We start from the raw sequence: 13,324 nt of genomic DNA on the forward strand, positions 1-13,324 counted from the left end.
AATGAAACAGATACTTGTTACGGCTTTGGGCTTGCTCAGTATCATTGCCACCGCGATGTACATCATGAAGTCAATCCCCGAAGAAACAACGTTAGCGCTGGAAGCTCAGCCTCGACAATATATCAAAGTCACCACAGTCGACATTGCTGCCGGGCAACACCGCTCTACCATTGAAGGTTACGGGCAGGTAATTCCAGAAGAAACTTTAACGCTCACGAGCCAGGTTTCAGGAGTGATTCTTTCAAAAGCAAAAAAATTTCAACTAGGTGAACAAATCTCTAAAGGTGATCTGCTATTTCACATTGACGATTCCAGTTACCAAGTACTACTGGCTAACGCAGAAAAAGAACTAGCTAACGCACAACTTTCATTTTTCCAAGAACAACGCAAACATCAACGTGCTCAAAAAGAATGGAAAACTTCAGGTATAGAAGAGGCACCGAGCCCCCTCGCTTTGCGAGAACCTCAGTTTAAAGCAGCAAAGGCACGATTAAACGCCGCACAACAAGCAGTTGAAGATGCTAAGCAACAACTAAATAACACGAGTATCCATGCTCCTTTTGATGCCATTGTCAGCCAAAGCAACGTCACCACAGGCAGTGTTGTTGCATCCGGAACCTCGTTGGGACAGATCAAATCCATAGAAACTGCTGAAGTACATCTTCAGCTCACAGAACGCGACTGGCAACAGCTCCCCTCCGATTTGAGTGCACTGTCGGTGACAATTCAGTCAGCATCAAATTCAGATTCAGGGCAACAATGGGCAGCACGGGCGAGTCACCTTTCACTGCTCGTGGAACAATCAACACGTATGCGTAACCTCATATTAAAAATAGACTCCCCTCTTCAACAGCCAGAGCCTTTACTGATCGGGAGCTTTGTTAAAGTTGTCATTCAAGGTAAGAGCTACTCAGATAGTTTTGTAGTTTCATCCTCTTCCATTACTGCAGACGGCAATATTTGGTACGTCAAAGAAGGTCAACTTCATCGTCACAAGACTCAATCACTGTTTCAAGATATCGATGCGATTGGTTTTAAACAGGGCAACCTAAATCAACACATCACTTTGGTTGTAAAGCCGTTGTCCAGCTACGTGGAGGGAATGCAAGTATTAGCACTTTCGGATAGCTCTCAGGCTGACGACACGGACAAACTCGCATTAAATCGGAGCCTCCCGACTCCTGCCTCTGGGGACAAATCACTTAAAGAGGTGAATGATGGACAATAACCTAAAAACTCAAGGCGTTATCGCATGGTTTGTTCACAATCCTGTTGCTGCAAATCTTTTAATGGTTTTGATCATAGTCGCGGGCGGTTTTTCGGTTATCCAATCACGGGTAGAAAGCTTCCCCTCACTCCCCCCAACCAATATTACGGTAAGTGTCGAATATCAAAGTGGCTCAGCCCGCTCGGCTGAAGAAAGCATTGCGATAAAAATAGAAGATTCATTGTTAGGTGTAGAAGGCATCAAACAGATACACAGCAGTTCAAATAGTGACGGTGCAACGGTAACCATCACTAAGTCGAGTGGCTATTCACTCGACAAACTGCAACAAGATGTAAAAAGTGTGGTTGATGCTATTGGCGATTTACCTAGTGAAGCAAAAAAACCAGTGATCACGCGTCAAGCCGACCTTGAAGAGGTAGTTTCAATTAACCTGTTTGGTGACGTGCCTATCGGTGCATTACAGCGTTATTTAGACGAGTTACGACACAAGCTCCTAAACTCTCCTTTGATACAAAAGGTTGATTACATTGGCCGAAAATCTCAGCAGGTCTCGATTGAAATTGACGAGGCAAAATTGCAAGCTTTCAGTCTCACGATGGAGCAAATTGTCAGCCAAATTAGAGCAGAATCATTAACCCAAACGGCCGGCCAGCTCAAAGGTTCTCAAGGGACGTTAGTTCTTAAAGCGGACCAGCAACACCGAAGCGCGAAAGAGTTCGCTTCGCTGCCAATTAAACGCACAGCAACAGGGCAAACCATACTCTTGTCCGACGTGGCACATATTGAATTAGGATTTGACGACGACGGCATCATTACTCGTTATAACGGCCATCCATCAGTGGGATTAAAGGTGAAAATGTATGGTCAATCAAACATCAACCAGCTAGCCAAAGAGACCAAATCCATCGTTGATGCTTACCAATTGACTCTGCCGAACGGTATCCACCTGACCCAATGGAATGATCAAAGTGAGCCGATTAAAAACCGTTTATCTTTGCTACTTAAGAACAGTGCTCAAGGTATCGCTCTCGTTGTTATTTTATTGGCACTGCTCTTAAACATACGTGTGGCTTTCTGGGTTGCCGTTGGCCTACCTGTTACGTTTGCCGGTGCAATGGTCCTTATGGGCGATTCTTTCTTTGGGCTCACCCTTAATGAATTAACCACCTTTGGCTTCATCATGGCCCTCGGAATTGTCGTTGATGATGCCGTCGTCATTGGTGAAAGTATTTACGAACAAAGAGAGAAACACGGAGCTTCCGTTGAGTCAACCATCGCTGGCGCGCAAAAAGTGGCAACACCAACCACATTTGGTGTGTTGACGACCATCGTCGCTTTTATGTCTCTCAGCTTAATCGAAGGGGAACTCGGTAAGATCTTTGCGCAATTTGCCATGGCTGCAACTTTCTGTCTGATTTTCTCACTCATTGAGTCCAAATTAATTCTCCCAGCTCACCTTGCCCGAGTCAAAATGGAACCGACTTCAGCATGGGGTATTCCTGCCGTATGGCACTATATTCAACAGCGTGTTCTACGTGGTTTCAAATACATCACTTGGCATCTCTACAAACCCTGTTTACAACTGGCTATACGCTACCGTTATGCTGTAATTTTTGGCTTTTTTTCCCTGTGTATTCTAGTTGGCGGTTCGCTAATAACTGGCAAACTTAAGTCGGTATTTTTCCCAGAGATTTCTACTAACTTCATCACGATCGAGCTCGCATTCGAAGATGATACTGGCTACGGATTAGTACAACGTGAAACACTTAAAGTTGAACAAATGGCGGCATCATTGAATGATTCGTTGGTGAAGCAATATGCGCTGTCTGTACCACCAATCCAAAGTGTATTGGTAGAAACCACCAATAACAGTTCGCAAATCATTGTTGGCCTTTCGAGCAACACTCAACGCCCAATCAGCGCGGGTGCAATCGCTAAAGAATGGCAATCCATGGTCCCAACACTTGAAGGCATAGACAGCGCCAATTTCTTAGCCGATATGATCAGCGATAAAGCAATAAGCATAGAATTAAGAAGTCAAAATGAAGCAACGATCAGCAACGCAACTCTTGAACTGACTGATCATCTCAATAATGTACAAGGTGTGCATGGCATAAAAAGTAGCCTCGCGAATACACAAGCCCAAGTTGATATTAAAGTTAACGAAATGGGGTTAACGATGGGGCTTACTACATCGAATCTCTTACAACAACTCAACATGGCCTATCAAGGTTATGAAGTGCAGCAATTTCAAGAAGGTTCGCATGAAATAAAGGTCAAAATTCAGTATCCACGGGCAAAACGACAAACACTGGATAATCTCAAATACGCACAAATTCGCTTGAGCAATGGTAAGTTAGTACCACTCAATGCGGTAGCCAATATATCGACTCGATACGTGTCCAAAAACATTGAACGAATGAATCGTAACAGAGTCAATGTGATAACAGCTGATGTTGATAAAACTATCGCCTCTCCAGAAGAGATCATTGATAAGCTAGATAGCGACCTGTTTAAAAGATTACAGAATAAGTATCGTGACCTAAACATTGTCCTTTCTGGACAGCAACAAGAGCAGGAACAAATATCTAATTCACTGTATAGCGTGTTTGCTATCGCTCTTATCGGCATCTACGCATTGCTTGCAATACCACTCAACTCATATTTCCAGCCACTGCTGATCATGTGCACAATTCCATTTGGTATTGTGGGCGCCTTGATGGGACACTTAATCCAAGGGATACCCATCAGTATACTTTCTCTGTTTGGAATGCTTGCATTAACCGGGGTCGTCGTGAATGATAGCCTCTTACTTATCTCACGCTTTAATACCAAAATAATGAGCGGTGATACCGTATACGAGGCGTTAATTGAATCAGGAACAGGACGCTTAAGGGCTATTGTGCTGACTTCTGCAACCACGTATTTTGGCTTAGTGCCCTTACTGTCAGAAACCTCTCCTCAAGCTCAGTTTTTAATACCAGCAGCTACGTCAATGGGGTATGGAATCTTATTCGCAACGGTAATAACACTTCTTTTGGTACCCGTATTGCTAATGGTTCAGCGAGATATCAAGCAGTTGTTTCACAACATAACCACCCAACGATCCGCTTCTTTTACTGGGGTTAAGAAAAATGAAATCTAACTTATCTATCAACGTGTTACTAGTTGAAGATGACAAGGAACTCGCCGCTTCAGTTGCAGAGTTTCTCGAATTTGAAAACATCAAATGCGATCATGCTTACAATGGGTTAAGCGGTTTTACACTCGCAAAACAAAACTACTATGACGTTATTATCCTTGACCTAATGTTACCCAAAATAGATGGTTTTACTGTCTGTGAAAGACTTCGCGACGACGGTGACGATACGCCTATTTTGATGCTGACGGCAAAAGATACGCTGCAAGACAAAGAAGCTGGCTTCAATGCAGGCACCGATGACTACTTAATCAAGCCATTTGCAATGAAAGAGCTCGCCTTACGTATCAAGGCGCTCTCTAAGCGAAGGAGTAGCCAACAAAAAAGGTTAATACAAGGTGACTTAGTCTATGACCTAGAAAGCCAGCAAGTATCAAGATCAGAGCAAGTCTTGGACTTAAATCGACTCAACCTAATGCTTTTAGAACTCCTCATGCGCCGAAGTCCACAAGTGGTTACTCGTAGAGAAATAGAGGAGTGTTTATGGCCAAATGACGCACCAGAAAGTAACAACATAAAAGTGCAGGTTTATCAACTGAGACAAAAAATCGATAAGCCTTTTGAATCTAAGTTGATTGAAACCGTCGTTGGCCAAGGTCTGAGGATCAAAGGGTAACCATGAGCATGAAAAAGAGCTTCCCAATACGAGGTCACCTTACTACCTTTTTCTTGGGCTTGTCACTTCTGACAGCCTTACTATTCGGAGAACTTTTAATCCGTCACTTTGAATATGGAATAGAAGATTCAGTAAAAATGCGACTCGCCAGTGAATGGTTGAGCTTTAACGAAGTACGCCTTATAAATCCAGAAGCCAAACTACCTAAATCTTACGTAGTGTCATTTTATTATGACCAATTGCCTAACATAAAGGTCGATGGTAAAGACGTACTTCGGGATGTGACATTTGTTAATGATGAGTTCACTGTCGTCTTCGTTGATGAAACGGTTACCAACGACATCAAGAAAGAGGCTGTCTTTGGTGTCTACCGTTTTGCTCTCGAAGACGGACGATTGGTATTCGGAGTCGCTCGGTACGACTACCGCCTAATTGGCGACACAATAGATGTGTGGTTCGATCATCGCTTCAACCTTATTATCTATATTGCTCTTGGCTATATATTTTTTATTGTATTAGCGCTTTGGCTCTACAGTTACCGAGTAGGAAAAAAAACCGAACAACTCGTCGAATGGTCAGAAAGCGCGTCCAACGACCTATTGGCGAACCCCGCTCCCAACTTTAAATTCAGTGAATACAATCGAGTTGCGCTTTATCTAGAAAAGGCACTCAGTAAGAATGCGCATTTGGTAGAAAGAGAACAACGTTTTCTATCTCATGCTAGTCACGAATTGAGAACGCCTATTGCAATCATACGAGCAAATATGGAGATCTTAGAGCGCATCTCCCTGCCCTCAGATTTACAGCGCCCGATCAATCGTATCGACCGCGCGAGCAGCAACATGCAGCAAATTACCGAAACCATGCTCTGGCTAGTCCGAAAGAGTGAAACGCCACCGAATCAGAGCTTAGTTTCGGTAGTCGCTTTGTTAGATAATTTGATAGAAGAGTTGGAGTATTTAATTCAAGGTGAAGAGATCGACATCATCCGCAATTACCTTCATGCCCCAACAGTGGAACTTCCAGAGACTCCAATCAAAATTGTCGTTGGTAACCTCATTCGTAACGCTTTCCAATACACACATAGCGGCACTATCCATATCTATTTCGAAGAAAACAGCATAGTCATCAAGAATATAAACACACAGGAACTTGATCTGCCATTTCAAGATAGCTTTGGCCTTGGGCAGGATTTAACCGAGAAAATATGTAAGAAGCTAGGATGGCACCTTGAAGCAGAGGAAATAGAGGGAGGCTTGTTGGCTCGGCTTCATTTGCCGGTCGAAGAAAAATCAAATACCAATACTTAACTTCGTTTAAGTTGAATGACCAAGCTTCATGGCGATCCGACCGGACATTTTTGGTCGCCATTGACTGAATTTAAGCTTCATCACTCATATTCAGTCGCAGCCTCTAGCCGAAAAAGTAAACAGTAAAAAGGGCTAACAAATATGCTAGCCCTCTACTCATCGTGATTAAGTAGTCAATTACTTAAAAGTGATAGCTAACACCAATACTCATCAAATATCCGCTGGTATCATAGAATGCGATATTGGAATTGTTACTAGAATAACCCGCTAATGCGTTGAATCCCCAGTCTTCCCAACCCATAACGTCCATATATTCATAGCCAAGCGTTGCGCTATATCCATTGTCTTCACGTGTTTTCTTGAATACTGGATTGGATGCATCATATGAGCGGTGACTGTAATCTGCATTGACCGAGAATGCATGATCATCCACCATCATTATGTAGGTCAACGAGCCAGAGTAATGAGAGAAAGAAACTGCTTCACCGTCTGCAAGATGTTTTTGATAAGACAACGATGGTTCGATAAAAGAGCTCTCACTAACAGGCATCTCCATAGATAGGCTTGCATAATAGCCTTTAGCGTCACGTTGGAGTACACCTGTTGGCACTCCTAGGTGAACGCCCGATTTGTCATTTTTAATGTCTTGCTTGTAGACAGCGAAATCACCCGATAAACCAATATCTAATAAGTTGTCGAGTTGTACGCGAAAGGTATCACCAGAGATGTCGGTTTTAGTCCTCGCAGTATTGGCTATAAACGGGTCTTCCCATACTTCACCATTTGCGATTGTTGGAAGGTAAGAGAACGATACAACCGATTCGTTGCCATATTCCAGTGCGTAGCCAAATTCAAAAGCAAAAACACCTTCAATGATATCGCCACGTGAGGTCCCCATAAAAACCTGCTGGTCGCTATCTGAACCAAACGTGTAGCGCAACTGTCCCAGTGGTACAACAAGCGCACTCGAATCCGATTCTCCCTTGCTGTTCAAGCTGCCTTTTTTTACAGCCTCTGAGTCATCGGTTTCACTACCAAAGCCGACCAATACTCCAACTTCGCCTCCCCAGCCTGGTTCATCAAGTTCAGCCAATACATTTGCACTAAACAAAACCCCTAGAGTCATTAACATGCGGTAATTCATCGCTACTTCTCCTTATGAAAGTAGCGAATAGTTTGCCAACTCGAAGGTAAATTTGGGGTGAATAGAGATACTTCATTGTGGGAGCATACTGACGGCATATGCAACAACTCGAGACGGCCGTTTTTTTTACGACTATTTGTATTGTTACACCTAAATTGGTAGTGGGCGTTTGGGTATTGATGCGTTTGATAAGTGCACCTCTGATATAAGTGGCTGATACCCTAGCAGAAATAGGTATCAACCACTCACGTTAAACAATCTAAGCGTCGCTTTTCGGAGCCTGTACATCAACGACTTCTTTATCGACGATAGGAAGTACCTGTTTTACATAGTTACCCGGTGCCTTGCCAATCACAGGGTGAAGCTCGGAACCTTGATTGAAAGGTTCGACTTTCTCGTCAGCTTCAAAGCCTTGTAACCATTGATCCCAGTGTGTCCACCATGAGCCTTCGTTGTGACTTGCGTTGTTTAGCCATTCGTCAGCAGAGTCGTCTAAGTTGTCGTTCAACCAGTAGCCGTATTTCTTTTTCTCTGGATGGTTAACAATGCCTGCGATATGACCAGACTCGCCCAGAACAAACGTCTTGTTGCCATCAGTGTTCAATGCACCACGGTAAGTCCCCTGCCACAACGCAATATGGTCTTCTTTGGTCGAAATGAAGTAGCTTGGTATTTTGATCTTATTCAGATCAATCCAAACACCGCCCACTTTCACGCCTTTGTCTTGAACCAGTTTGTTTTCAAGATAAAGCTCTCGCAACAAGAAGTTATGACACTTGGCCGCTACGTTCGTGCTGTCACTGTTCCAGTACAGAAGATCAAACTCCATCGGGCTGCTGCCTTTGAGGTAGTTATCAATGTAGTAGTTCCAGTACAGACTGTTTTCACGAAGCAAACTGAACGTCACGCTCAATGAGCGACCATCCATATAGCCCTTGCCATCGTTCTGCTTCTCAATCGCATTGATGATTGTCTCATTGATGTACGCGCCCACCTCACCCGGCTGCGAGAAATCCAACAAGGTGGTAAAAAAGGTCGCTGTTTTGATGCGCTTTTTCATGCGCTTCGCAGCGTAGTAAGCCACCGTAGATGCGAGTACCGTGCCGCCAATACAATAACCTGCCGCATTGATTTGTTCTTTGCCTGTGATGTTTTCAATCGCAGCAACGGCTTTAACCACGCCTTCCGTGACATAGTCACCAAACTCAGTGTCCTTCTGCGCTTCACCTGGGTTGCGCCAAGACATCATGAATACGCTATGTCCTTGCTCAAGTAACCAGCGCACCATTGAGTTCTTCTCACGAAGGTCAAGAATGTAGTACTTGTTGATGAATGGCGGGACGATCAGCAGAGGCGTCGCATTGACCTGCGGCGTCTTGGGGTAATATTGAATCAGTTCAAACAACTCGTTTTGAAAGACAACATCACCTTCGGTGTTAGCAACATCCACACCTAATCGAAAAGCATTGTTGTTGGTCATGCGGATCTTGAGTATATCGGCGCTTGCTTCAACGTCTGCTTGTAACTGCTCTAACCCATCGAGAAGGTTTTCACCATTTCGCTCAAGCGTCAGTTTCATCAACTCTGGATTCGTTGCAATAAAGTTGCTTGGAGAGAGAGCATTGATTGCCTGACGAGAAAAGAACGCCACACGCTCTTTGGTTTTCTCGTCGATGCCTTCGATAGAATTGATGGTGTCGATGTAGCTTTTACTGAATAACAAATAGGATTGCTTGATGAAGCTATAGAAAGGGTCGTTCTTCCATGCATCATCGATAAAGCGCTTATCACTGCGATCTTCTGAGATGACACTTTCAGTGTTGCCCATCAGTGCTGCGTTTTGCCAGATTTGCAGTTGCTGTTCCCACCATTGAGATTGCAGCTGAAGCAGGACGGCGGGTTGGTTGGCGGCTTGCTCGAAGATTTTTGATGCATCATCAAAATTCAATTCTTGCATCGCTTGATTTAGGGGAGATTGCGCGGCTTCCTTGTTTTGTTCAAAGTTATCCCACCATTGCTGGTTTGTTTGTTGAAGTTTAACAAGGTAGTCCGAAAAGAAGTGTTGAAACATAACATGACTCCAATAATCGGAAAATCGCCACCGAATGTCACAGTAAAACTGCCTCATTCGATGGCGATTAAATTTATGCAGGTGTGACTGTTTTCAAGTTTTCAGTTGTTAGTGTTTCAACATCGTCTTTGAATTCTTTGGCAGCCGCTTGCAGTTTCGAACTGTCACTCATCATTTGCTGAGACAGTTGAGTTAATGCCGTGAGTTGTTGACTATTGAAAGCGGTCAGGCTGTTTACGTCTTTGATTGCGCTTACTGCCTTCATTTGAGAAAGACCCATATCCGTATAAGTCTGCATCGCATTCATTTGCAGTTCTGTCATCGTTTGAATGTTCTTAGCAACCAACTTGTTGAACTTTAAGTACGGTTCAAATTGCTTTTCTGTTTGGTCAGTAATTGTTTTGAAAATATCCGTGTACATAAGTAACTCCTGATGAATACATAGTTTAATAAATTTGTATAATCATCGTTTCAGCCAACATTCATCTATGAGCTCGCGATGCTTTGAAAAGCTGATCCGATGTTTTTAAGCTTGCTACCGATACCTTAGGCTCTAACCTTCAATACCTTTTAGCAAAACAGCGGTTCCCATTCCTCCACCCACACAGAGCGAAGCAACGCCATAAGTCGTTTTCTGTTCAAGCATTTCATGGATGAGTGAAACAATAATTCGATTGCCAGACGCACCTAGAGGGTGACCAAGCGCGATTGCACCACCATTCACATTGACCTTTGGCTTGAACGCATCAAGCGGCAAATCATGCTGCTCTGACAATTGGTACATTACGCCAAGGGCTTGTGCTGCAAACGCTTCATTCAATTCAAACAAATCTATTTCTTCGAGAGTGAGATTCGCTTTATCAAGCGCTTTAGATACCGCTTCTACTGGGCCTAACCCCATGATTTTGGGATCTAAACCAGATTGCGCGTAGCTGCTCAGTTCCACTAAAGGTGTCAGGCCATATTTCGCTACCGCCGACTCAGACGCTAAGATGATTGCACTCGCACCATCATTGATGCCTGACGCATTACCAGCGGTGACCGTTCCTTCTCGGTCGAAAGCTGGACGAAGCTTTTGTAGAGCTTCGAATGTCGCATCTGACTTCGGATACTCATCGGTATCAAAAGTGACAGTTTGTCTGCGTTGCTTAACTTCTACAGGCACGATTTGCTCGTTGAACTTACCCGCTTCAATCGCAGCAACTGCTTTCTGTTGGCTTTCTAGGGCATAGTTATCTTGAGCTAGGCGCGAAATATTTAACGTGTTGGCGATATTTTCAGCCGTCATGCCCATGTGGTAGTGATTGAACGCATCGGTTAACCCATCACCCACCAACAAGTCTTTCATCGAGATGTCACCCATCTTGTGTCCGTTGCGAATACTCGGTGGCACAATAAAAGGGATTTGAGACATCACTTCAACACCCGCTGCAATAACGATTTCAGCATCTTGTGCTTTGATGTGAGCCGCCGCATCCATCACCGATTTCATACCGCTGCCGCAGATCATGTTCACACCGTATGCAGGTGTTTCCTCAGGTAACCCTGCATAGATGGAAGCCTGACGAGCAACCCCCATACCTTGACCTGCCGAAATCACATTACCAACGATCACTTCATCAATCGCATCCAACGAAAGATCTACGGACTCCAACGCGCCTTTGATCGCAACGCCAGCCAACTCGCCCGCAGATACGTTTTTTAGCGACCCGGTGAATGCACCAATAGGAGTGCGCTTGGCCGCAACAATAAATACTTTTTCCATCATTCCAATCCCTTCAGTTTCGCCAATTAGTGCATGTACAAGCCGCCATTCACTGACAATGTTTCGCCTGTAATGTACGCCCCAGACTCACTCGCTAAAAAGCCAACTGCATCGGCAATTTCAACAGGCGTCGCTAAACGTTTCATTGGGATTTGATTCTTTATAGAATCAAGGACTTCAGGTTTCATTTGTTCAACCATAGGCGTGCCTGTGTAACCAGGGGCAACAACATTTACCGTCACACCACTCCTAGCGCCTTCAGCGGCAAGCGCTTTTGAAAAACCAATCATCCCGGCTTTCGCTGCTGAGTAGTTAGTTTGTCCGAATTGACCTTTAAGACCATTGACGGAAGAGATGTTGATGACTCGGCAGTTACCCTTTTCACACATAGGAGCGAACAGAGGTTGAGTCACGTTGAAAAGGCTGTTTAAGTTCGTTTCAATCACGTCTTTCCACGCTTCGGCATCCATCTTTTTAAAGACGCTATCACGTGTAATACCTGCGTTATTGACTAACACATCCACCGTGCCTTCTTCTTCTAACAACTTGCTTAAGCTCAGCGCACATTCCGCAGTATTGGTAACATCTAATTCAAACAATCTCACTTGATCTTCAGTAAATTGTTTTTCATTAAACCATTCCAATGCGCATTGGTAATTTCCAGTAAAATAAGTCGCGATAACACGATAGCCGTCTGCAACTAACTTAGAGGAAATTGCTGAGCCGATACCGCCTTTTGACCCTGTAATTAAAGCAAGCTTTTTCATTAATGATTCCATCCCTTACAAGCAATTAAATAACAATGATGTTAATAAGATAATGTCTTAGTTGATAATTAAACTTTACGTTTTGCTTTAATTAAACCCTACAACTCAAAATCAAAAAGTATTATTACAAATCGAAAATAATTTTGGCTTATGATTAAAAACGTGACTTGCCTTACAGTTCTAGTGAAATGTTAAACACATGTAAATCATCGTAAGACACTGAAATAAATAAGCTTTACTTACTTTCGACTTTATCAGCAAGCAGGTAAGCCTTTGTTAATTCGAGATAAACCAACACTTCCTAGCTTGTTTCAAGAAGAATGCAATGTGGGAATTTGAAACGATTGATCATGAGAATAATAGGAAAGACCTTATTACCCATTAATAAATATTTAATGATGGTTATATATAAGATTCAATATGAATTACAGGGTAAATAGAAAAAGCCAGCATTATAGGTAGCATAAAAAAGCCCACTCAATCTATGAGTAGGCTTTAGTTAATATCTTGGAAAAATAGAGTAATTAAAAGTCAGTGACGAATACCCATATTAAATGGGAATCGGCTCCTACTTCGTGAATGTTTCATTAGTATTTACATCTAGATAAATTTTGTTTTCAAGAGACAACCCACCACAATAAATAAAATAAACATCTCGGTTACTGTATTTAACTGATTTAACCCAACCGCCTAACTCTTCAAAATCACTTGGGTCGCACTCCCCTTCAGAGATAAGTTTAGCTACCGTGTTGCGGAACTTCTCTTGATGGAGCTTCAGATCATCGGATTTAGATAAGTATGAATCTAGTATCTCTCTGTTTTCTTGCTCAGAGATAATCACTTCATCACTAGATAGCCCAGACATTGAAATCCATTCCGCCGTCTGTGGCCCGCCTTCCTTTAAAACAATATAGTCAGAGATACGAGCCCATTCGCCTTGCTTCTCTAGTAGTTCGATCTTTTCACCCTTATAAAGATAGTCGGTTATCAAACCATCAATTTCGGGCTGCTCGACTACTTTAAGTTTTCTATCTAAAACGTAGAACTCAGTCTGTTCTGGCTCAGGCTCACGAGTAGTGAGGGATGCAAGGTCAGATTCAGACTGCGCCGCGACTTCAACAGCCGGCTCTTCCGTTTTCTCTGGCGGAGTGGGGTCTTTTTTCATGACGAAGAAGTAGTATGCTGCCCCTCCTCCTCCCAATATTAATAACACAAGTAAAGCGA

Annotated in this window: 10 protein-coding genes; 4 read left to right on the top strand and 6 right to left on the bottom strand. The window is 43.4% G+C overall.

The window, feature by feature from the left end:
• Position 1: 1 nt before the first annotated feature.
• Genes AB4232_RS05725 through AB4232_RS05740 form a run of 4 tightly spaced genes read left to right on the top strand, consistent with a single transcriptional unit; the run spans position 2 to position 6,353 of the window.
• Complete coding sequence (locus AB4232_RS05725) at positions 2-1,228, top strand: efflux RND transporter periplasmic adaptor subunit (protein WP_135381547.1); 1,227 nt, start codon at positions 2-4, stop codon at positions 1,226-1,228.
• The gene (locus AB4232_RS05730; RefSeq protein WP_135381569.1) at positions 1,218-4,373 is read left to right on the top strand and encodes an efflux RND transporter permease subunit; all 3,156 of its coding nucleotides are present in this window, start codon (positions 1,218-1,220) and stop codon (positions 4,371-4,373) included. The genes AB4232_RS05725 and AB4232_RS05730 overlap by 11 nt, the downstream gene beginning before the upstream one ends.
• A complete protein-coding gene (locus AB4232_RS05735; RefSeq protein ID WP_135381546.1) occupies positions 4,363-5,043 on the top strand; it encodes a response regulator transcription factor in 681 nt (226 codons plus the stop codon). The genes AB4232_RS05730 and AB4232_RS05735 overlap by 11 nt, the downstream gene beginning before the upstream one ends.
• A 2-nt stretch (positions 5,044-5,045) precedes the next feature.
• Entirely contained in the window at positions 5,046-6,353 is a 1,308-nt protein-coding gene (locus AB4232_RS05740) for a HAMP domain-containing sensor histidine kinase (protein ID WP_135381545.1), read from the top strand.
• A gap of 181 nt (positions 6,354-6,534) precedes the next feature.
• Here the strand turns inward: AB4232_RS05740 and AB4232_RS05745 are convergent, their stop codons facing one another.
• From AB4232_RS05745 to AB4232_RS05770, 6 genes are all read right to left on the bottom strand, one after another.
• Complete coding sequence (locus tag AB4232_RS05745; RefSeq protein WP_372086553.1) at positions 6,535-7,497, bottom strand: DUF2860 domain-containing protein; 963 nt, start codon at positions 7,495-7,497, stop codon at positions 6,535-6,537.
• Between the two features lie 259 nt (positions 7,498-7,756).
• Complete coding sequence (gene phaC, locus AB4232_RS05750) at positions 7,757-9,568, bottom strand: class I poly(R)-hydroxyalkanoic acid synthase (RefSeq protein ID WP_372086555.1); 1,812 nt, start codon at positions 9,566-9,568, stop codon at positions 7,757-7,759.
• A 73-nt stretch (positions 9,569-9,641) separates the two neighbouring features.
• Positions 9,642-9,989 carry a phasin family protein gene (locus tag AB4232_RS05755; RefSeq protein WP_372086557.1) on the bottom strand — a complete coding sequence of 116 codons (348 nt, stop codon included), beginning with the start codon at positions 9,987-9,989 and terminating at the stop codon, positions 9,642-9,644.
• A 132-nt stretch (positions 9,990-10,121) separates the two neighbouring features.
• Positions 10,122-11,333, bottom strand: coding sequence for an acetyl-CoA C-acetyltransferase (locus AB4232_RS05760; RefSeq protein ID WP_135381542.1), 1,212 nt, complete (start codon positions 11,331-11,333; stop codon positions 10,122-10,124).
• Between the two features lie 26 nt (positions 11,334-11,359).
• Positions 11,360-12,100: an SDR family oxidoreductase gene (locus AB4232_RS05765; protein ID WP_009845468.1), complete on the bottom strand. Its 741-nt coding sequence runs from the start codon at positions 12,098-12,100 to the stop codon at positions 11,360-11,362.
• A 568-nt stretch (positions 12,101-12,668) separates the two neighbouring features.
• Positions 12,669-13,324: SH3 domain-containing protein (locus tag AB4232_RS05770; RefSeq protein WP_372086559.1), on the bottom strand; the 656-nt coding region annotated here is incomplete at its 5' end.

The organism is Vibrio sp. 10N.286.46.A8 (assembly GCF_041470165.1).
Classification (GTDB): Bacteria; Pseudomonadota; Gammaproteobacteria; order Enterobacterales; family Vibrionaceae; genus Vibrio; species Vibrio tasmaniensis_A.